The following is a 21,363-nucleotide window of genomic DNA, read 5'->3' as shown; positions in this document are numbered from 1 at the left end:
AAAAGTCGAATCCGCATTGCCGCCGATACCAGATTTCGTTCCAGGCGGTGGCCAAGTCACTACATCTGGTATCGGCGGCAATGCTCTATTCCTTTTTGCAACATCCTCTTTTTTCTACCCTTTAAATATCGTAATTATGTGCAATACCGTACTTTTTGATTCTTCTCCACAGGGTAGTCGTGCTGATGCCCAGCTTTTTTGCTACCTGTGTCCTGTTTCCGCCGTACTGTTCCATCAGATCGGCAATTTTTACGGCTTCCGGATTTTTAAAGATAACTACCCTTTCCTCTCCCTCTATCTTTCTGGTAATTCCATATGTCTCCAGAAGAAGGGTTCTCACAAAGCCGGCATCAATTTTCTTTTTATGGTTCAGCAGGATCATTTTCTCGCAGAAATGCTCCAGCTGGATCAGGTTGCCGTTCCATGTATATTCCTTCAGTACCTTATATGCCTCATCTGTCACTTCGATATGGCGGGAATACATTTCCACATATTTCTGCACATACTGCATGGCTGCTCTGACCAGATCGCCCTCATCCTTTCTCACAGGGGGAATCTCCAGCTTCCATGTGCTCAGAAGGTAATACAGATCCTCCCTGAATTTTCCTTCATTTACGAGCAGCAGCAGTTCTCTCGATGTGGCTGCAATCACGCGCAGGGAAAGGCGGCGTTTTACCCACGTATCTTCGTAAAGATACATCTGCTCTTTGACCGCTTTATACAGAAGATACTGAACCTCATTGGACAGGCATTCCACATCCTGAAGAAAAACGGTGCCGAATACCGCCTTTTCAAAAATGCTGTTTCCCTGATGGCCCGGCTTCATGATCTTTCCCGTCTCATACTCCCCAAACATCATCTTCCGCTGATCTTCCTTCAGAATCGTACTACAGCTCACGTTGATGAACGGACCGTCCCTGGAAATGCTGTTGTTGTGTATACTCTCTGCCAGAGCTTCCTTCTCTGTCCCTGCTTCTCCGCAGATCAGAATCGGCTTTTCAGAAAGGGCATACGCCTTCGCCAGTTCGATGCACCGCTTCATGGAAGCGGAATTCCTGAAAATGCTGCTGAAATTACGCTTTGCTATGTAACCGTTAATGTAGATGCTCTGTCTCTGCTTTTCATCCGCTTTATTCGTCTGACGGATTCTGTGGCACGTCAGAATCACGCCGCTGATGCTCTCCTCCAGCCGGATCGGTGCGCCTACTACCATCAAAAGCTGGTGGTTCACAAGGACGGAGGTCGAATACATCTCCTGTTCCCCCAGCAGAAGACGGTCGATCTCCGCCGTACTGATTCCCTCCAGTATCGTCTCCACAGGAAACCCCACAACCTCGCCTCCGGCCTTTCCAATGATGTCCTCTATATTTTTATTGACGGCCACAATTTCCCTGTAACCGTTAATCTTGATAATGCCATTGAAGGATGTGTCAAAAATCGTCTCCAGCTGGGCGTTATTTCTCTTTTCCAGATCGATGACATGGCCGACTCTCCTGGCCACCTTCAGTGCTTCTCTGATGGAATCCTCTTTACAGTCCAAAAAAAGTGCAGGAAATCCCCGTTCAAAAGCCAGCTGGTTCACCCGTACCCCTCCGATGATCAGGTCGGCTCCTTCTGCCATCGCCTGATTCACCCGTTCTACCGGTTCATCCATATCCTCTACATAGTAGACCTTTAATTGAAAATGGAACAGTTCACCCAGGCTGTCAATATTGCCGAACATGTTCTTCCAGCCGATGATTGCGATGGTGGGATACTCTTTTTTCAGCTGTTTCTTTGCCTTGAGTATCATCATTCCGATTTCCTGTGTCGTCAGCGGCATATCAATGACCGGCACATGGACCTCTTTCTTTATGCATACGGCCTGAAACCCTCTGGCCAGAATGATCTCCGCCCCTTCTTTGACCGCTTCTCTCGCCTCAATAACAGCGTTCGTATCATTGATTACCTTCAGCACCTTAATGTCATCCGCATGTTCGTCTGTTTCCACCACACGCCTGGCATATTCCAGAATTGTCCGCCTTGGCAGAAGAATTCCTATATTCGCCATGTAAATCCCCCTTATCTAAAAGTCACCCTTTACAGTAAAATATTACCCCTCTTTTGTAACCTTGTCCATCCGTCCTCTTTAACTAACGGTATTACGATAATTTATATAATTATATTTTACATTTTTAATCGTCAGCCTGTTTTTTTATATATTTACGCACTTAATAAAGAAAATGTTGATAAAGAACATGTTATTATTATGGCGGTAAATATCACCACGAGGATGTTGCAAAAAGGAATAAAGCATTGCCGCCGATACCAGATGTAATGACTTGTCCACTGATTGGAACAAAATCTGGTATCGACGGCAATGCGGATTCGACTTTTGCAACACCCTCGTGAAAAGTATTAAAACTCATCAGGTGATCGGCGCCGGATTAAAGATGCACATATCGTTATGCAGTTTGTATTTTTCTGCAAAGGACTGTTTTCTTCCACTGGCTACGTCGATAATCTCCCTGAACAAAAGAGTGCCGATATCGGATATCCCAGCTTCTCCCGTTGCGGCCGGCCCTGCGTTTACGTCGATCAGGTCAGGCCACTGTTCTTTCATATCATTTCTGGAGCAGACCTTGATGACGGGTGCAATTGCCAGCCCGTAAGGTGTTCCCCGTCCCGTCATAAAGACCTGAAGGCCAATACCGGAAGCGAGCTGACAGGGGCCGCAGACGATATCACTGGCAGGCGTAGCCGCATAGATCAGGCCGTGTTTTGACGGTTTCTCCGCCGGGGACAGCACCTCCACAATCGGAGATGTTCCTGATTTTGCAATGGAGCCCATGGCCTTTTCCACGATATTGGCAAGGCCTCCCTTTTTATTTCCTGGAGTGGGATTGGCGCTTCGATCCACCTCTCCGTTTAAAAGATAGTCATCGTACCACTTCATTTCAGATGTCAGTTTATTTCCCACTTTTTCGTCTACACACCGCTGCGCCAGGAGATATACGCCGTCACGAACCTCCGTAACCTCTGAAAACAATACGGTCGCTCCCCCTTTGACCAGCATATCGGCTGCGTACCCGGCTGAGGGATTGGCTGTCACGCCGGAAAACGCATCGCTTCCTCCACACTGCATACCGATCAGAAGATCGGAAAGCGGCAGCGTTTCCCGCTTTCTTTCATTGAGTATTTTCAGCTTTTTTTCCGCCATTTCCATGAGGGCGGATATCATCGCCTCAAATCCCGTCAGCTCCTGGAGTACAATGACATTGTCCGGTGTGATGTCCGCCTCATCCAGAAGCTTTTCGACCGTAAGCTTTTCACATCCAAGACTTACCACCATCAGCTGACCGCCGAAATTCGGATGTTTTGCCAGGTTTCTTAAAGCCCGGATCGGAATTGCCGCCTCCGGAGCATTGATTGCTACGCCGCAGCCATATGCATGGTTGATCGGAACGATATCGTCCACATTCGGATATTTTGGAAGAAGTTCCTTTTTCATCCTGTCTACGGCAACATTCAGTACTCCTGTCACGCACTGCACCGTTGTGCTGATTCCAAGAATATTCCTCGTCCCGGCCGGTCCCCCGTTCGGATTGCGATATCCTTCCCATACCTCTGTCGGCGGGTCCGGAAGCTCTGTTACAAGATTGGTTGCAAACTCCATGCTGTCCACATCCGGCGGCGTAGGGAGCTTCAGCATATATTCATTAATCCAGTCTCCCCGTCTGATATCGTCGACGGCATATCCCAGAACTACTCCGTAGCGAATCACCGGACTGTCCTTTTTTATGTCGCAGAGAGCAATTTTATGCGCCTGGGGAATATCATGCGCGCCGTGATTCCCTCCATCACTTCTGTTCCTGCTTTTATTTCATTTACGGCAATCGCCACATTATCTTCATCTTTAATTTTTATATATAAAGGCTGCCCATTTTTTCCTCCTTACTGTCATGCGCCCGCTTCCCCGCATTAAAGAAAGCTGCAGGAGCTGTTCCGGCCTGTTCGTCAAGCCGCTGCACGATTCTGCACGTTCCATACGCATACCTGTTTGATAGAATGAGGGCGCTGCAAAAGAGAATACATCATTTTACTTTTACAGCGCCCTCTTTGTAACTTTTCAGCTGAGTGTATAATTATTTAACCAGCTCGTCAGCGATTCCCTTGATCGTATTGTACATTTCTTCTTCCACTTTTTCAGAATCTGCCGCGCTCTTGTAGTTCGGCATCATCTCAACCTTTGCAATTGCTTCCTGAGCTTCCGGATCAGATGTCATCTGCTGAACGAGATTCTCATACCATGTGATTACTTCATCCGGTGTTTCCTTCGGGAAGTAGAAGGAGAACTCACAGTCAGGATATACAAGATCAACGCCCTGCTCTTTCAGAGTCGGGATGTCCTTGATTAATTCGTACCGTTCTTCTGTCGGAGCGCCGATACATGCAAACTGTCCTGCTTCCAGATAGTCCTTGCAGTTGATGTAAGCGCCTGGCATTAAGTCAACCTGTCCGGATAACATCGCTGCGATCTTGTCTGAGTTGGAGCCGACGTCTACCAGGTCGAGGTCGATTCCTGCTGCCTTCTCGAAAGCAAGAAGTTCATAATATGTATATGCGCCAACCTCTGTACATGCCTTTAACTGTCCTGGGGCTGCTTTTGCTGCTTCCACGAATGCATTTAAATCCGCATATTTTTCAGGATTTACATATAACTGCTGTGCCGGATCAAGAGCGAATGTCGGGCCTAATTTAAATGCCGTATAGTTATAATCCGTAACACCTGCGATATTTGCAACGTTTACAAGTGTATGTCCGTAAAGAAATGTGTGTCCGTCTGGAGCTGCTGACAGAACCTGGTTTGCTGCTACAGAACCTGCTGCTCCGTTTGCATTGACAACGATAAAGTCAGCGCCTGTCATTTTCTTTGCATACTCAGCGAATACACGTGCAGAAAGGTCTGTATTTCCACCTGCTCCAGCTGGTACAACGATAGAAACCGTAGTCTCCGGCTTCCATTCTGTCGCACCGCCCTCTGCAGCGCCGCCTTCCGCCTTGCTCTCTGTCGTTTTATTTCCGTCCGCTTTTGCTGCTGTTGTTGAATCTGCAGAGCTACCTCCGCACGCTGCAAGGCTAAGTGCCATACCAGCTGCCAGTACAGTTACTAACAATTTCTTCTTCATAGTTTTATTCTCCTTTTTATTTTTTCCCTTTTATATAACCCCTGCCCACAGCCGGGGCAGGAGGTGATATCTGTTTATAATCTGTCGGTTATGAAGCATTTACGGGCAGTTTATGCTTCCGCCTGTTTCTTTGCCTTGTACATTTTCCATTCTTTATAGATGGACCATACCACAACTCCGATGGCAATAAAGAAGAACGCATCGAAAATCGGTCTCTTGAAGAATGCTCCAAATGATTTGTACTGCATGATACCGCGCCGCAGGTATGTCTCCACCATTTCTCCAATCAGGAAGCAAAGCACGAACGGAGTGGTCGGCAGTCTGAATTTGTGATACAGGTATCCGACAACGCCGAACAGGATAATGGACTGAACGTCGAAAATACGGTTGTTTGTCGCATATGCTCCTACGCAGCACAGCACCAGAATCAGAGGCATGAGGATGTGTTTCGGAACTCTTAACAACTGTACAAAAGCCTTAATGCCAAAGAATTCGATAATCAGCATAAACAGACTGCAAATCATACATGCTGCAAAAATTCCATATACGACATCTGCATTCTTTACAAACAGCAGCGGTCCTGCGGACAGTCCATGAATCAGGAAACCGCCCAGCATCATGGCCGTAACTCCGTCTCCCGGAATGCCGAGTACGAGAAGCGGAATCATGCTCCGCCGATTGTAGCGTTGTTCGCCGTTTCCGTAGCTACGATCCCATCCGGACATCCCTTTCCAAATTCTTCCGGATGTTTTGACATGTTTTTGGCTGTTACATAAGAAAGCATACCTGACGTACTTCCTCCGATACCGGGAAGAATGCCGATTCCTGTACCGATGAGTGCGGAACGGAGAGCATTCGGAAGCTGGTAAACGAATTCCTTCCATGTAAATCCAAAGCCCTTTACCGGTTTCATCTTGATCGTTTCCAGCTTTCCATTTCCCATGGACTCTGCGGTAATCAGGATTTCTGAAATAGCGAAGATACCGATCAAAGTTGGAAGCGTATCAAAACCAGCCATCAGGGAGCTGTTTCCAAATGTAAACCTAGGTGTACCGTCGATCGGTGCCATTCCTACCAGCGCGAAAATCAGGCCCAGCATACCGGCCAGAACGCCCTTTACCATAGAACCGGAAGCCAGTACTGCCACCATGGTCAGTGCAAAGAAGGAAATTCCGAAGTTCTCCGCCGGTGTAAATTTCAATGCGATATCTGCCAGTAGCGGCGCACAGAATGTCAGAATAATAAATGAGAATACGGAGCCCAGGAATGAGAATACGATACCATATCCAAGAGCCTTTCCTGCCTCCCCTTTCTTAGCCATGGGGTGTCCGTCAAAACAGGTGGCGATCGATGAAGCCGTACCCGGCATATTCAGCAGGATCGCAGAGATCAGACCGCCGGAGATACCTCCAATGTAAACGGCTACCAGCAGGTTCATGCCGATAGAAGGCGTCATGCTGAACGTCAGCGGCAGAAAAAGTGCAACTGCCATTGCTGCGGAAAGTCCCGGAATGGAACCGAAAATAATACCAACTGCCACGCCTGCTGCCATGAGCAGCAACGACATCGGATGGCAGATACTAACAAACGCATTTCCTAAAGATGCTAAAGCATTCATAGTTTTCCCCCCTATAAGTTAATCGTAAAGATACCTGCCGGAAGCACAATCTTGAATCCGTAGCGGAACAGGAAGAATACGACGAAGGTAAATATAACCGAAAGCACGGTCAGGTGAACGATATCCTTTTTTCCCCTCCTGTCTGACGGCGCCAGAATGAACATCTGGATCGGCAGATAAACAATTGTTGAAATGATAAAACCTATAGGCTGAAGGATAAATACATAAACCAGAATGATGATAAAGCTCGTAAGCACGCGCTTATAATCCAAATTGTCTTTTCCTTCTGCTTCCGCCTGAACAATGCGGTCCTTTCTATTTTTAACGTTTAAAAATACGAGGGCCGCTGCCAGAATGAAGGTAAGAACTCCGATACACATTGGCATGAAATCCGGGCCGATATCCATAACCGTTGATTTCGGAAGCATCTTAGCCATAACCATCATACCGGCCGATAAAATCATAAAGAACAGACCGACGATTATGTCTCCATACTTTTTAATAAACATATTTTTTCCCCTTTTCTTTCTTTTACCTGACGAGCGCAGGTTTTTTGCAGTCGTATTTCCAGTTTGGAATCAGGTACTGCATAGCCATCGCGTCATCTCTGTCATGAGACGGAAGGCTGTTATACAATGCGTTTGCTTCCATAACTTTTTCCATATCAATGGTTACGCCCATACCCGGCTTATCCGGTACCTGAAGGTAACCATCTACAATCTGCGGAGTATCTTTTAATAAATTCTGTCCGTCCTGCCAGATCCAGTGAGTGTCAAGCGCTGTGGGATTTCCCGGAGCCGCTGCAGCCACATGGGCAAATGCTGTCAAAGTAATGTCGAAATGGTTATTGGAATGGCTTCCCCATGTCAGGCCCCAGTCGTTTAAGATCTGCGCTATACGGACGCTTCCGCCGAATCCCCAGAAATGAGGGTCTGCCAGAACGATATCCACAGATTTAAGTGCCGCCGCATGGTAAAACTGTCTCCAGTCGGTTGCTATCATATTGGTGGCAACGGGAAGATTTACCGAGTTCTTAAATTCTGCCATCACCTCTCTGCTTGAAAAGCCTGCCTCCGGGCCGCACGGATCCTCTACGTATGTGAGAATTCCCTCCATCGGCCGGCAGATTTCAACCGCTTCCTTAAGGCTCCATGCTCCGTTGGGGTCGATGTTGATGCGGCCGGATGGAAATGCCTTTTTCAAGGCTTTGATCGCTTCCATTTCCTCCGCTCCCTTTAACACGCCTCCCTTTAATTTAAAGTTTCTGAAACCGTATTTTTCATTGAGCACCTGAGCCTGTTCTACGATCCTGTCAGGAGTGAGCATTTCCTGGCGGCGCAGCCTGTACCATCTGTCATTGCTGTCTGATTCATCTATGTATGGCAGACTGCCTGTCGCCTTCCGCCTGTCGCTCACGTAAAATAAATATCCAAGAGTCTCTACCTTATCCCTCTGTTTACCGTCTCCTAACAGCTCGCACATCGGAAGGTCCAGATACTGTCCCAGAAGATCCAGCAGAGCGCATTCAATTGCCCATTCCGCCTTTACAACAAACTTCAGTTTGCTGATGTCCAGCGTCTGGATTCCCTCTCCGTCATCCTCCTCGGCGCGCTTTGCCGATTTGTGAATGGCGTCCAGAATGGAACGGTACGTACCAATCTGTTTTCCGACCACGAGAGGCGCGCAGCTTTTCAGTGCTTCACAAGTATAGTCTCCTCCGTGAATTTCCCCAATTCCCGTATGACCGGCGTCATCTTTTAAAATAACAAGGTTTCTGGTGAACCATGGAGCGTGTGCTCCGCTGAGTGTCATCAGCATGCTGTCATAGCCGGCTACCGGTATCACCTGCATATCTGTTACGATTGGTGTTCCTTTACGTTCCATCATATTGCTTCCCCTTTTCTTTGTCGTTCTGCACAAATTTGCTGTACATATTCTAACATGGGAGTTTTTTATAATCCAATTGGTAATATTGATTGCTTCTATAAGGAACTCTAATTGCCGGGCGCTGTCAAAGTGAATCTGCCATGCCGCCGATACCAGATTCCGTTCCAGGCGGTGGCCAAGTCACTCCATCTGGTGTCGGCGGCAGCGCTTTATTCTTTTTTCACAGCGTCTGCCAAGGAAACCTTCTATCTTACCAGGCACGGCTTCTTCGGATCGAATTTCCATCCCGGAATCAGATACTGCATGCCTATGGCGTCGTCTCTTCCGCCGAGGCAGTGATCCATGTACAGCTGATGTGCTTTCCTGATCTGATCCATATCCGCCTCGATGCCCAGACCAGGTTTCTTCGGAACTTCCACGCAGCCGTCTACGATCTGAAGCGGTTCTTTCGTCAGCCTTTCCAGACCTTCCTGCCAGATCCAGTGGGTATCTAACGCATTGTATTCGCCTGGAACTGCCGCTCCGACCTGTGTAAACATGGCAAGAGAAATATCAAAGTGATTATTGGAATGGCTTCCCCATGTGTAACCGAAGTCATGGCACATCTGAGCTACTCTCACTGAACCGCTCATGGTCCAGAAATGCGGATCTGCCAGGATGATATCCACTGCCTGAGATTCCAGTGCATGACCAACTTCTCTCCAGTCTGTAGCGATCATATTGGTCGCCGTAGGGAAACCGGTGCGGCGTCTGAACTCGCTCATAATTTCTCTTCCTGAATACACGCCTTCTGCTCCGCACGGATCTTCACAGTATGTAAGAATTCCCTGCATTCCCTTCACATACTCCACAGCCTCTTCCAGAAGCCATCCGCCGTTTGGGTCGAGATCGATCCTCGACTCTGGAAACTCCTTCTTCAGCGCGCGGATTACACCCATTTCCTGATTGCCTGGAAGGACTCCGCCCTTCAGCTTGAAATCCTGAAATCCATATTTTTCCCGGGTCGCTCTTGCGAATGCCACGATCTTGTCGGCAGTAAGCGCCTCTTCATGACGGATTCTATACCATTCACATTCTGCATTCGGTTCTTCGTCATAAGGAAGGTCTGTTTTATTTCTGTCTCCTACAAAGAACAGATAGCCGAGCATTCTCACACGATCCCTCTGCTGTCCGTCTCCCAGGAGCTCACATACAGGAACGCCAAGGTGTTTTCCAAGAAGATCCAGGCACGGAGCTTCGATTGCAGTCAGCACATGGACGCCTGTGCGGAGATCAAATGTCTGGTTTCCTCTCACATCCTCTTCCCCTTTGGAATCCAGATGATGTTTCACCTTTAACAACGTGCTTTTATATTCCCCGATTTTCGTTCCTACTACCAACGGAATACATTCTTCCAATGCTTTTGTGATCTTTTGTCCTCCTGGAACTTCTCCTACGCCGGTTTCACCGTTGTCAGCATGCAGAATCACAATGTTTCTTGTGAAGAATGGAGAATGGGCGCCGCTTAAATTCAGCTCCATGCAGTCCTTTCCTGCCACCGGAAAAACTTCCATTTTTGTAATAACTGGTGTCATTTTTTTGCTCCCTTCCTATGATTTAAAATGAAAAAAATTTAACATATTGTTTTTTTCAACAATTTCTCTTGTTTTTTTCTTAAACTCATTGTATAAAATAAATATAACTTAGTCAAATTAATTAAACTTCTGTAAAAACTTAACAAAACTTATTTTATGCGAATCAATTTGGGGAGAGGAAGGTACCTTTATGGATCTGAAACAGCTGGAATACATTGTAAAAATAGCTGAAGAAAGCAGTATTACACGGGCCGCAGAGCAGCTCTACATCACCCAGTCCGGGCTGAACCAGCAGCTACTGAAACTGGAAAATGAACTTGGCATACAGCTCTTTCACCGCTCTAAAAATGACTTCCGCCTTACGGAAGCCGGCAAAGTTTACGTATCATACGCCCGAAAAATGCTCCAGTTGAAGCAGGAAGCCTACAACATTCTGAACGATATGGCAGACAACAAAATAGGCCACCTCCGGGTCGGACTGACTCCCGAAAGAGGCCTGAGCATGTTTGTCGGCATCTATCCTGAATTTTATAAGCGCTATCCCCAGCTGACCATCGAACCGCTGGAGATCAGCGTTAAAAAGCAGGTATCCATGATCTCAAAAGGTTATCTCGACCTTGGATTTGTTACTGTATCGGATGGTGATAAGAGCGGAGATGAGTATATTCATATCAAGGATGAAGAGCTGCTTCTTGGAATTCCCAGGAGCCATCCGATGGCACGCCATGCCAGCGCTCCTGGAAAACCTTATACCGTCATTGATTTAGAATATTTTAAGCACGAACGTTTTGTGCTGATGTTCAAGGACTCCACAATGAGGGGCATTATCGATCCTCTGTTTAAAGAGGCAGGTTTCCGGCCTACCATCCTGTTTGAGACTGCCAGCAACCGCACGCTGCATACCATGGCTAAAAACAATATGTGCTGCACCATCATACCGGAAACTTATGCGACCGAGGAGGAATATGTAGCCTATTTCCGCCTCCCGTCCCACCCCACCTGGGAACTGGCCGCTACCTATAAAAAGGGGGCGTACCTTACGAAGGCCGCCCGTGATTTTATCGATCTCGCCGTCCATTTCTGGAATTCGATTTGATAGAGGGTATTAGAAATACCGGCCATGCCATTATTAACAGATTCCGTTCCGAGGCGGTGGCCAAGTCACTGCATCTGTTAATAATGGCATGGCCGGTTTCGCCTTTCTCATATCCTCTGCAAATCGAGAGTTTTCTGTACTCTCTGTGCTCCCAGTGCTTCCACGATCCTTTTTATGCTGTTTTCCTCTACGTCAATGGTCAATTCCGGCTCTTTGATATCGGGTAGATAGTGAGCGTCGGAATTGCTGATGATGCGGCAGCTGTTCAGATAGGGGTTGGACGTTCTCAGACCGTGAAGCTTCTTTAAGTCATGGACTTCCGCCGTCTTAAACCGGCTGTCCGGAGGAATGAAGCCCAGGTTGTTGATCAGACTGTTGGCGTTCTTGTCAATATGAGCGGGAAACATCACGCCTTCGTAGGAACGCACCAGATCCCACAGATCGTCGAAGGATACGCTGCATGCATTGATAAGCAGTTTCTCAATCGTTCCGCACTTCTCATCCTGGCAATTGTAAATCTCCTGCCTCCCAAAGATATCTTCCCTGTTTTTGATCGCAGGCAGCCGCTCATAGATATACATATCAAAGTCCATCGCCGCTTCGAGAGTAGAAAAAAGGCAGACGGCGTGTACTTCCTCACTTGTACAGATTTCCATGCCCGGAACAGCCGTTATTCCGTACTCCTCTGCCGCCGCCAAAACGGCAGGGCAGTTTCTGCATGTATTATGGTCTGTAACGGCGATTACATCCAGGCCTTTTACAGCAGCCATCCCCACAATATTGGCAGGCGTCATATCATCGTCTCCGCAGGGAGAGGCGCAGGAATGAATATGCAAATCATAGTAGATACTGTTCACCGCTTCCCCTCCTTCCCTGCGAAGCAAAAGTCATTTGTGTTCGTGTCATACCGCCGCGCCCTGCCGGCCCCTATGCGGTCTCGGTACGGCGTGTATGGATTTTAAGGGCCGCTTCAAAGACAGGTTCATCCGTCTCCATCACGTAGATTCCCTGCTGCGCAGCCTTTTTCAAAGATAGTTCATCCAGCTTTACGCCCTCTGCCATAATCACACATGCCGCATCTGCAAGGGATGCCACTGCCAGCGTATTCATATTGGCCATAACCGTAACCCATGCACAGCCTGAAGGCGCGCGCCCCATGGCGATGCTCAGAAGGTCACAGCAGAATACGGACTCAATCTTCCTGTTTTCATCGTCTCCCGGATTCACTGTCCGGAATATTCCAGAATCTGCAAGTTCCTTAACTGTCATGTCCCACTCTCCTCTTAATCTTTGCCGTCCCTGTCTTTTCCGTCTTTCTCTTTTCCGTCCTTCTCATTGTTGTCTTTGTCCAGCTTCGCCATATCCTCTGAGAATTTCTGAACATACTTTTCCAGAAGCCGGAGCGTCTCTTTTTCTCCCCGCATGCCTTCCGCCATATCATCCACCAGAGCGGCCGCTTCAACAGAAAGCTTATGCAGGCTGTCTTTCAGCTGATAGACACAGTCTTCCTCTCTCGCTTCCCCCCCGTACAATATCTTCCGCCAGCGCCTTGCATGTGGGCGCGCCGCAGGAACCGCAGTCCAGTCCGGGCAGCTTTTTAACAAGGCGTTCCACCTGGTTCAGCCTGGCAAAGCTTTCCATCATGGTGGAACCAAGGCTGAATACCGGCTCAAATGCCACATCGGAGGTCCAGTGCATAAGCTTTCCGCTTTTTCTTCATCCATATGGCTTCTCGCTACAGGCATATACTTCCTGAGCCGCTTTAATTTCACAGCCGATACGTAGGGATTCTCCACCGTAAGCACTCCGCCGACGCATCCTCCGTTACACGCATTCAGCTCTACAAACTGCAGGCTGGAAAACTTCTGGTCTTCCAGATCTTCCAATACCCTGATCACGTTTTCGATTCCGTCGGCAGCCAGATAGCTCTCCGTGAAGAGGCCTCCGGCCTCGCCGCCGCTCCTGCCCCAGCTGACACCGATCTTTCCTGACGTACCGATCTCATTCGGCTCTTCTCCCACTGCCTTCATATAAGAAAGAAGATGAGGGTAGATATCCTTAATCGCCATCACGTGGTCGATCTCACTCTTTTCCGTACCTAAAGGTGCCTTTACGTAAGTCACCTTTGACGGGCACGGGGATATGAAACAGATTCCGATTTTTTCCCTGGGCAGCCCCGTCTTTTCCAGCGCCTTCTGTACAGCCAGACAGGCAGCCACTTCTACCGGAGGTTGATCGGCAGAAGGTGTGGAATCAGATTCGGGAATCTGGCGCGGATCAGCCGGACGACAGAAGGGCAGGCCGTACTGATGATCGGCAGATCGTCTTCATGAGTAGATATGTATTCCCGCGTCGCTTCCGACACCAGTTCCGCCGCTGCGCTGACTTCAAAAACATCGTCAAATCCCATAAGCAGCAGTGCGTTGAGAACGATATTGACATCGTCCAGATTATTGAACTGGCTGTAAAGGGACGGCGCCGGCAGCGCCACCGTATATTCATACTGCTTGATCGCATCCAGTTTGTCATATGTCGCCTGCTTGGCATGGTGGGGACATACACGGATGCACTCCCCGCAGTCAATACAGAACTTCTTATTAATCTGAGCTTTTCCGCCGCGGACCCGTATGGCCTGGGTCGGGCATCGTTTAATACAGTTTATACAGCCCCGGCACAGGGCTGGTTCCAAATGTACGGAATGATAAAATTTGTCCACTATAAATTCACCACCATTGTAATTGTCGTTCCGACTCCGATTTCCGTTTCTATTTTCATTTCATCTGAATATTTCTTCATATTAGGAAGACCCATTCCCGCTCCGAAGCCAAGCGACCGTATGGTATCCGGCGCTGTAGAATATCCGGCCTTCATAGCCAGGTCCACATCCGGAATTCCCGGGCCGACGTCCGCCAGTATGATCGTTATCTTTTCCGGAGTGATGGACACCGTGATTTTTCCGCCGTTGGCATGAATCACCATGTTGATTTCTCCCTCATACATGGCAATCGATACCTTTCTCACCGCCTCCGGACTGACTCCGATCTGCTTCAGCTTGCTTTTAACATCGCTGCTCGCCTCTCCTGCACGGGTAAAATCATCCGGCGAAATTTCATACTCCAGAATTATCTCGTTATCCATTTTTCCAAATCACCTCAATCCCGCCTGATACAGAAGTCCGCACGTCGTAAACATGGATGAGCTCGTTAAAAGAATCACCATATCCCGCTCTTTTGCCAATTTGCACATCTGTTCATCCGGCACTTTTCCTCTGACGAAGATGATGCATGCCATATCCAGCATCTCTGCCGTCCTGATTACCTGAGGATTGCACAAACCTGTCACAAGGACGCTGTGATCTTCGGCATAAGCCAGCACGTCGCTCATCATATCGGAGCTGTAAACGCTCCCCGCTTCCCCTGAAAGCTGCTCTTCCCCCATAAGCACCTTAGCATCTAATACACTCTGAATATCTGCCACCGTCATAATTCCATGAGTCTCCCTTCTCAATCTCTTCCTGCCTGTAAATACAAATACCACGTGTTAGTAAAATCGCACAAAACTACTAATGACATATCATAAGAATATCATTTCATATAGTAATTATCAACAGAAACCTATTGTTATTTTAATAACAACTTTGTTTTTTATGTAGATTTTTGTTTGACACTATGATAGAATGGGGTCATATATTGCATAAGTCCAAGACTTAATTGAGGAGGTTCAAACCATGGCTTGTAAAGCACAAAGCGTTCCCTTTCGCGGAACAAAAGAGCAGGAAATGGCCTTAAAGGAAACCATTGCCAGCCTCAAAGATTCCAAAGGCTGCCTGATGCCGATCATGCAGAAAGCACAGGATATTTACGGCTATCTTCCGATCGAGGTTCAGACCATGATTTCTGACGAAACAGGAATACCGCTGGAAAAAATCTACGGTGTGTCCACATTCTATGCCCAGTTCGCCCTTCAGCCAAAGGGACGTTATCAGATTTCTGTCTGTCTCGGAACGGCATGTTACGTGAAAGGTTCAGGAGAAATCTTCGCAAAACTGGAAGAACTTCTGGGAATTACCAACGGTCAGTGTACACCTGACGGCAAGTTCTCTCTGGATTCCTGCCGCTGTGTCGGAGCCTGCGGACTCGCCCCTGTCATGATGATTAACGACGAGGTATACGGCCGCCTGACACCGGATCAGATTCCCGGAATCCTGGCAAAATATCAATAGCCTATGATGACTGAAATTTCGCTGAACATTCTGGATGTAGCAGAAAATTCCACCAGGGCCGGCGCTTCTCTCGTAAATATACGGGTGGAAGCTGATACCGCCGCCGACCGCCTGACTGTTGCCATCGAAGACAATGGCTGCGGTATGACACGCGAACAGGTGGAGCACGTGACAGACCCGTTTTTTACAACCCGTACCACAAGAAAGGTCGGGCTTGGCGTACCGTTTTTTAAATACGCCGCAGAGAGCACGGGAGGGAGTTTTACAATTGAATCCGAACCGGGGAAAGGAACGACAGTAACCGCCGTTTTTGTCCTCTCCCATATCGACCGGATGCCTCTGGGAGATATCTCTTCCACGATACATACCCTGATCGTCTATCATCCTGAGACCGACTTCTGTTACACATACCGTTACAACAGCAAAACATTTACGCTGGATACAAGACAATTCCGGGAGATTCTGGGGAATGTCCCCTTCGATACTCCGGAAATATCCGAATATATCATGGACTATCTCAGTGAAAACAAAACAGAAACTGATGACGGGGCAGTCTTCTAGGACACTGCCCGGATTGGAGGAAATATGAAATCTCTTGAAGAGTTAAAAGCAATCCGCGATAAGATGCAGAACCAGGTGAGCATGCGCGCGGAAGATCATACACAAACACGCGTCGTTGTCGGCATGGCCACATGCGGCATAGCCAGCGGAGCACGGCCTGTGCTCACTGCCCTTTCCAATCTCGTTCAGGAAAAGGGACTGACAGGCAAGGTTTCCGTTACACAGACAGGGTGTATCGGGCTCTGCCAGTACGAGCCAATCGTAGAAGTTATAGAACCGGGGAAACCTAAAGTCACCTATGTAAAGATGAACCCTGAAAAGGCTGCAGAAATCGTGGAAAGACATCTGATCGGCGGCCATGTCGTTGAAAATTACACTCTGGCAGCAGAAGATATTAAATAAGGAGGACTCGCAATGTATCGTTCACACGTATTAGTCTGCGGCGGAACTGGATGTACTTCCTCCGGAAGCCAGAAGATTATTGAGACACTGAAAGAAGAAATTGAAAATCAGGGCCTGAAGGATGAAGTGGCTGTTGTTCAGACAGGATGCCACGGACTCTGCGCATTGGGCCCGATTATGATCATTTATCCGGATGCTACCTTCTATTCCATGGTTAAGGTAGAGGATATTCCTGAAATCGTTACGGAACATCTGCTGAAGGGCCGCGTTGTAAAGCGCCTCCTTTACCAAGAGACTGTTACGCCTACCGGAGTAAAGGCTCTGGCCGATACGAACTTTTATAAGAAACAGCACCGAATCGCTCTGAGAAACTGTGGTATCATTAATCCTGAAATTATTGAAGAATATATCGGTACAGGCGGCTATGCCGCTCTGGGAAAAGTTCTTACGGAAATGACTCCTGACGACGTAATCAAATGCCTGATGGACAGCGGTCTCCGCGGACGCGGCGGCGGCGGATTCCCGACCGGACTTAAGTGGAAGCTGGCCAAGGGCAATGACGCAGATCAGAAATATGTCTGCTGCAACGCCGATGAAGGCGATCCTGGTGCTTTTATGGACCGTTCCATTCTGGAAGGCGATCCTCATGCCGTTTTAGAGGCCATGGCTATTGCCGGTTATGCAATCGGCGCCAATCAGGGATATATCTATGTTCGTGCAGAATATCCGATCGCAGTGAAACGCCTCCAGATCGCACTTGCACAGGCCAGAGAGATGGAACTTCTCGGCAAAGATATTTTCGGAACAGGCTTTGATTTCGATGTAGACTTAAGGCTTGGCGCCGGTGCATTCGTCTGCGGCGAGGAAACAGCCCTGATGACATCCATCGAAGGCAACCGCGGCGAGCCCCGTCCAAGACCTCCGTTCCCGGCTCAGAAGGGGCTTTTCGGAAAGCCTACTATTTTAAATAATGTAGAAACTTATGCCAACATCCCGCAGATCATCTTAAACGGAGCCGATTGGTTTTCTTCTATGGGAACCGAGAAATCGAAGGGAACAAAGGTATTCGCTTTAGGCGGAAAAATACATAATACAGGCCTTGTTGAGATCCCGATGGGCACCACTCTCCGTGAAGTAATTGAAGAAATCGGCGGCGGTATCCCGAATGGAAAGAAATTCAAGGCGGCTCAGACCGGCGGTCCTTCCGGCGGATGTATCCCGGCTGAACACTTTGATATCCCGATCGACTACGACAATCTGATCTCCATCGGTTCCATGATGGGGTCCGGCGGACTCATCGTACTGGATGAAGATGACTGTATGGTGGATATCGCCAAATTCTTCCTGGAATTCACTGTAGAAGAATCCTGCGGCAAGTGTACCTCCTGCCGTATCGGTACGAAACGTATGCTGGAAATCCTGACAAAGATTACAAAAGGTCAGGCTACCATGGAAGATCTGGATAAGCTGGAAGAACTCTGCTACTACGTTAAGGAAAGTTCCGCCTGTGCTCTTGGTCAGACCGCTCCGAATCCGGTGCTTTCCACGCTCCGTTACTTCCGTCCGGAATATGAAGCGCATATCAAGGAAAAGAGATGTCCTGCCGGAGTCTGTAAGGCACTCCTCTCCTACCATATTGATGCAGAAAAATGTAAGGGCTGTACGCTTTGTGCCCGCAACTGTCCGAACAACGCTATCATCGGTTCTGTGCGCACACCTCATGTCATCGACCAGGAAAAATGTATCAAGTGCGGCGCCTGTATGGAGAAATGTAAGTTCGGTGCAATTTATAAACAGTAATGGAGGAGAACCACTATGGAGAATATTACAATTAAAATTAACGGCATAGAAGTCAGCGCTCCGGCCGGCTCCACCATTCTGGAAGCGGCCAGACTTGCCGGTATCGAAATTCCGACTTTATGCTACTTAAAAGAAATCAATGAAATCGGCGCATGCCGGATGTGTATCGTAGAAGTAAAAGGCGCGCGCAGCCTTGTGCCTGCCTGCGTTTATCCAATTAATGAAGGGATGGAAGTCCTGACCAACACTCCAAAAGTTGTTGACTCCAGGAAAAAGAGCCTTCAGCTCCTCCTTTCCAACCATGAACGCAAATGTCTTTCCTGTGTACGAAGCGGCAACTGCGAGCTGCAGAACCTCTGTAAGGAACTGGGCATCGAAGATGAGGCTTTTATGACGGAGAAAAAACGCCATCCTCCATCGATACGAGCGCTGCCCACATGATCCGCGATAACAGCAAGTGTATTCTGTGCCGCCGCTGTACAGCCGTATGCGAAAAGGTACAGGGTATCGGCGTAATCGGACCGAACATGCGCGGCTTTGCAACATTTATCGGATCTGCTTTCGATATGGGCCTGGGAGAAACAAGCTGTGTTTCCTGCGGTCAGTGTATTGCAGTCTGTCCTACAGGCGCTCTTTCCGAGAAGGACTGCACCGATGACGTTCTTGCAGCCATTGCTGATCCGACAAAGCATGTAGTCGTACAGACTGCTCCTTCGGTACGCGCGGCGCTGGGCGAAGAATTCGGCTACCCGATCGGTACGAATACGGAAGGCAAGATGGCGGCTGCCTTAAGGCGCGTCGGCTTCGATAAGGTATTTGATACCGACTTTGCTGCTGATCTTACGATTATGGAAGAAGCTCATGAATTCCTGGACCGCGTTCAGAACGGCGGCGTTCTGCCGCTCATCACTTCCTGCTCTCCAGGCTGGGTTAAATACTGTGAGCACTACTTCCCTGACATGACAGAGAACCTTTCTTCCTGCAAGTCTCCTCAGCAGATGTTTGGCGCTATTGCCAAATCCTACTATGCTGAAAAGGCAGGAATCGATCCGAAGGATATCGTATCTGTCAGCGTGATGCCATGTACTGCCAAGAAATTCGAAATCGGCCGTGACGACGAAGCCGGAACCGGTCTTCCAGACGTAGACTTTGCCATGACTACAAGGGAACTGGCTCGTTTAATCCGCAAATGCGGCATTAAATTCAACCAGCTGCCAGATGAGGATTTCGATGCGCCTCTTGGTTTAAGCACTGGTGCCGGTACGATCTTTGGAGCCACCGGCGGCGTCATGGAGGCCGCTCTCCGTACAGCTGTCGAAACGCTTACGGGAACCGAACTGGAAAATCTGGATTTTACCGATGTACGCGGTACTGAGGGCATCAAGGAAGCCACCTACCACGTAGCCGGTATGGATGTCAGAGTTGCCGTAGCATCCGGTCTCGGAAATGCAAGAGAGCTTCTGAATAAGGTTCAGTCCGGCGAAGCCTCCTACCACTTTATCGAAATTATGGGATGCCCGGGCGGCTGTGTAAATGGCGGCGGCCAGCCTCAGCAGCCTGGCTATGTACGTAATACCGTGGATATTCGGGCTCTTCGCGCGAAAGTACTGTATGATGACGATGCGGCTGACACAATCCGCAAGTCCCACGAGAATCCAGCTATCAGGGAACTGTATGATACATACCTTGGAAAGCCTGGCAGCGAACGCGCACACCACCTGCTGCACACCAGTTATGTGAAGAGAAAAATAAATAAGTAAAAAAATGTCCCCATATTTTGTTCCGAGGCAGTGGCCAAGTCACAAAATATGGGGAATTTTTTATGCTTCTTCTTTCATGGATTCGATGATGCCGTCCGCCAGGGTATCCAGCTCCGTTTCCTTATCAGGATGGAGGGAAGATGCCAGGGAAAGGCGTTCGTTCAGCACCGTCATATCCTTCATCTCACCGTCGATAAATTTCTGCATGAGGTCGCCGGACCTGCATGCCCAGGAGCCATTTTCTATGATAGCGATCGTGCGCTTCTGAAGGTTCAGAGCCTTCATATCCATCAGATAGCTGTGCATAACAGGATATATGCCCAGATTATATGTTACGGATGCCAGGACTACATGGCTCAGGCGGAATGTTTCGGAAATCAGCTGAGATACGTGGGTATTTGACACGTCGTAAACCTCCACGTTCGTCATGCCTTTTTCACAAAGCTTTGCCGCCAGGGCCTGGGCCGCAGCCTCCGTATTGCCGTACATGGAAGCGTATGCAATCAGCACCCCTTTTTCCTCCGGTTCGTAACGGCTCCAATGATCATACTTGTCGATAAACCAGCCCAGATTCGATCTCCATACAGGACCGTGAAGGGGGCACACCATCTTTATATCAAGAGTCGCCGCCTTTTTCAGCAGGGCCTGAACGTGCGGGCCGTATTTTCCAACGATATTCGTGAAATAGCGGCGGGCGTCGTCTATCCAGTCTTTTTCAAAATCCACTTCATCATTAAACAGTTTGCCGTCCAGGGCGCCAAAGGAGCCAAAGGCATCCGCAGAGAACAGAACACCATTTGTAAGGTCAAAGGTAACCATCGCTTCCGGCCAGTGTACCATAGGCGCATGGACAAAAGTAACCGTATGTTTTCCAAAGCTCCTCGTATCCCCTTCATTGGCCTGGATTAACTCGCGGCCGTCTACATCAAAGCCGAACTGCCGCATAAACATAAATGCCTTTTCCGTGCTTATGATCTTAACCTTCGGGTATCTGAGCAGAATTTCTTCGATAGACGCCCCATGGTCAGGTTCCATATGATTGATAACCAGATAATCCAGATCCCTGCCCTTCAGCAGGTACTCCATATTCTCCAGCAGCTGGCGGCATGCCGACCAGTCTACCGTATCAAACAGCACGGTTTCCTCATCCAGAAGCAGATATGCGTTATAGGAAACGCCTCTTGGGATGGGATGTATATTCTCAAACAGGTGAAGCCTGTGGTCGTTGGCCCCTACCCAGTATAAATCTTCCGTTATATTCCTTACACAATACAT

General features: G+C 48.5%; 20 protein-coding genes and 2 pseudogenes. 6 read left to right on the top strand and 16 right to left on the bottom strand.

Translation table 11 applies throughout. From position 1 onward, the window contains the following. Positions 1–121: 121 nt before the first annotated feature. The 7 genes and pseudogenes from DXA13_RS18545 to DXA13_RS18515 all read right to left on the bottom strand — a co-directional run bounded on the left by DXA13_RS18545 (position 122) and on the right by DXA13_RS18515 (position 10,247). A complete protein-coding gene (locus DXA13_RS18545; protein WP_118246529.1) occupies positions 122–2,050 on the bottom strand; it encodes a sigma 54-interacting transcriptional regulator in 1,929 nt (642 codons plus the stop codon). A gap of 357 nt (positions 2,051–2,407) precedes the next feature. Further along, positions 2,408–3,781 carry a UxaA family hydrolase gene (locus DXA13_RS18540; RefSeq protein ID WP_347559926.1) on the bottom strand — a complete coding sequence of 458 codons (1,374 nt, stop codon included), beginning with the start codon at positions 3,779–3,781 and terminating at the stop codon, positions 2,408–2,410. 343 nt (positions 3,782–4,124) lie between these two features. Then, positions 4,125–5,168: a tripartite tricarboxylate transporter substrate binding protein gene (locus tag DXA13_RS18535; RefSeq protein ID WP_118246528.1), complete on the bottom strand. Its 1,044-nt coding sequence runs from the start codon at positions 5,166–5,168 to the stop codon at positions 4,125–4,127. A gap of 110 nt (positions 5,169–5,278) precedes the next feature. Next, positions 5,279–6,720, bottom strand: a pseudogene (locus tag DXA13_RS18530) (tripartite tricarboxylate transporter permease). Between the two features lie 77 nt (positions 6,721–6,797). Then, positions 6,798–7,295, bottom strand: coding sequence for a tripartite tricarboxylate transporter TctB family protein (locus tag DXA13_RS18525; protein ID WP_118246527.1), 498 nt, complete (start codon positions 7,293–7,295; stop codon positions 6,798–6,800). Positions 7,296–7,317: 22 nt separating this feature from the next. Further along, complete coding sequence (locus DXA13_RS18520) at positions 7,318–8,670, bottom strand: enolase C-terminal domain-like protein (protein WP_347559925.1); 1,353 nt, start codon at positions 8,668–8,670, stop codon at positions 7,318–7,320. Between the two features lie 248 nt (positions 8,671–8,918). Then, positions 8,919–10,247: an enolase C-terminal domain-like protein gene (locus DXA13_RS18515; protein WP_118246525.1), complete on the bottom strand. Its 1,329-nt coding sequence runs from the start codon at positions 10,245–10,247 to the stop codon at positions 8,919–8,921. A gap of 190 nt (positions 10,248–10,437) precedes the next feature. Here DXA13_RS18515 and DXA13_RS18510 point away from each other — a divergent pair, with 190 nt between their 5' ends. Then, positions 10,438–11,343, top strand: coding sequence for a LysR family transcriptional regulator (locus tag DXA13_RS18510; protein WP_118246524.1), 906 nt, complete (start codon positions 10,438–10,440; stop codon positions 11,341–11,343). A 107-nt stretch (positions 11,344–11,450) separates the two neighbouring features. On the opposite strand, the gene DXA13_RS18505 is transcribed toward DXA13_RS18510, so the two are convergent. The 8 genes from DXA13_RS18505 to DXA13_RS18485 all read right to left on the bottom strand — a co-directional run bounded on the left by DXA13_RS18505 (position 11,451) and on the right by DXA13_RS18485 (position 14,826). Further along, positions 11,451–12,200 carry a PHP domain-containing protein gene (locus DXA13_RS18505; protein ID WP_118246523.1) on the bottom strand — a complete coding sequence of 250 codons (750 nt, stop codon included), beginning with the start codon at positions 12,198–12,200 and terminating at the stop codon, positions 11,451–11,453. Positions 12,201–12,270: 70 nt separating this feature from the next. Continuing rightward, a complete protein-coding gene (locus DXA13_RS18500; protein WP_118246522.1) occupies positions 12,271–12,612 on the bottom strand; it encodes a hypothetical protein in 342 nt (113 codons plus the stop codon). Positions 12,613–12,626: 14 nt separating this feature from the next. Continuing rightward, positions 12,627–12,875: a hypothetical protein gene (locus DXA13_RS23335; protein WP_347559924.1), complete on the bottom strand. Its 249-nt coding sequence runs from the start codon at positions 12,873–12,875 to the stop codon at positions 12,627–12,629. Further along, a complete protein-coding gene (locus DXA13_RS23330; protein ID WP_347559923.1) occupies positions 12,814–13,023 on the bottom strand; it encodes a (Fe-S)-binding protein in 210 nt (69 codons plus the stop codon). The genes DXA13_RS23335 and DXA13_RS23330 overlap by 62 nt, the downstream gene beginning before the upstream one ends. Next, a complete protein-coding gene (locus DXA13_RS23325; protein WP_347559922.1) occupies positions 12,984–13,562 on the bottom strand; it encodes a [Fe-Fe] hydrogenase large subunit C-terminal domain-containing protein in 579 nt (192 codons plus the stop codon). Before DXA13_RS23325 ends, DXA13_RS23330 begins: the two co-directional genes overlap by 40 nt. A gap of 2 nt (positions 13,563–13,564) precedes the next feature. Continuing rightward, positions 13,565–14,059 carry a [Fe-Fe] hydrogenase large subunit C-terminal domain-containing protein gene (locus DXA13_RS23320; protein WP_347559921.1) on the bottom strand — a complete coding sequence of 165 codons (495 nt, stop codon included), beginning with the start codon at positions 14,057–14,059 and terminating at the stop codon, positions 13,565–13,567. Then, positions 14,059–14,481, bottom strand: a complete 423-nt coding sequence (locus DXA13_RS18490) for an ATP-binding protein (RefSeq protein ID WP_118246521.1) — start codon at positions 14,479–14,481, stop codon at positions 14,059–14,061. Before DXA13_RS18490 ends, DXA13_RS23320 begins: the two co-directional genes overlap by 1 nt. A gap of 9 nt (positions 14,482–14,490) precedes the next feature. Further along, positions 14,491–14,826 carry a DRTGG domain-containing protein gene (locus tag DXA13_RS18485; protein ID WP_118246520.1) on the bottom strand — a complete coding sequence of 112 codons (336 nt, stop codon included), beginning with the start codon at positions 14,824–14,826 and terminating at the stop codon, positions 14,491–14,493. A gap of 244 nt (positions 14,827–15,070) precedes the next feature. On the opposite strand from DXA13_RS18485, the gene DXA13_RS18480 reads away from it, so the two are divergent. From DXA13_RS18480 to DXA13_RS18460, 5 genes and pseudogenes are all read left to right on the top strand, one after another. Then, positions 15,071–15,565: an NAD(P)H-dependent oxidoreductase subunit E gene (locus DXA13_RS18480; protein ID WP_118246519.1), complete on the top strand. Its 495-nt coding sequence runs from the start codon at positions 15,071–15,073 to the stop codon at positions 15,563–15,565. A 3-nt stretch (positions 15,566–15,568) separates the two neighbouring features. Then, entirely contained in the window at positions 15,569–16,126 is a 558-nt protein-coding gene (locus tag DXA13_RS18475) for an ATP-binding protein (protein ID WP_118246518.1), read from the top strand. Positions 16,127–16,150: 24 nt separating this feature from the next. Then, positions 16,151–16,528 (top strand): (2Fe-2S) ferredoxin domain-containing protein, encoded by a 378-nt coding sequence (locus DXA13_RS18470; protein ID WP_118246517.1) that lies wholly within the window; start codon positions 16,151–16,153, stop codon positions 16,526–16,528. 12 nt (positions 16,529–16,540) lie between these two features. Then, positions 16,541–18,328 carry an NADH-quinone oxidoreductase subunit NuoF gene (gene nuoF, locus DXA13_RS18465; protein WP_118246516.1) on the top strand — a complete coding sequence of 596 codons (1,788 nt, stop codon included), beginning with the start codon at positions 16,541–16,543 and terminating at the stop codon, positions 18,326–18,328. Positions 18,329–18,343: 15 nt separating this feature from the next. Continuing rightward, positions 18,344–20,088 (top strand): annotated as a pseudogene (locus DXA13_RS18460) (NADH-dependent [FeFe] hydrogenase, group A6). Between the two features lie 60 nt (positions 20,089–20,148). On the opposite strand, the gene DXA13_RS18455 reads toward DXA13_RS18460, so the two are convergent. Beyond that, positions 20,149–21,363 (bottom strand): FprA family A-type flavoprotein, encoded by a 1,215-nt coding sequence (locus DXA13_RS18455; RefSeq protein WP_118246515.1) that lies wholly within the window; start codon positions 21,361–21,363, stop codon positions 20,149–20,151.

The sequence above is a fragment of the Clostridium sp. AM58-1XD genome (genome assembly GCF_003464085.1).
Taxonomy (GTDB): domain Bacteria; phylum Bacillota; class Clostridia; order Lachnospirales; family Lachnospiraceae; genus Lachnoclostridium_A.
The sequence above is the reverse complement of the archived record's forward strand: the minus strand, read 5'-3'. Positions and strand labels throughout refer to the sequence as shown.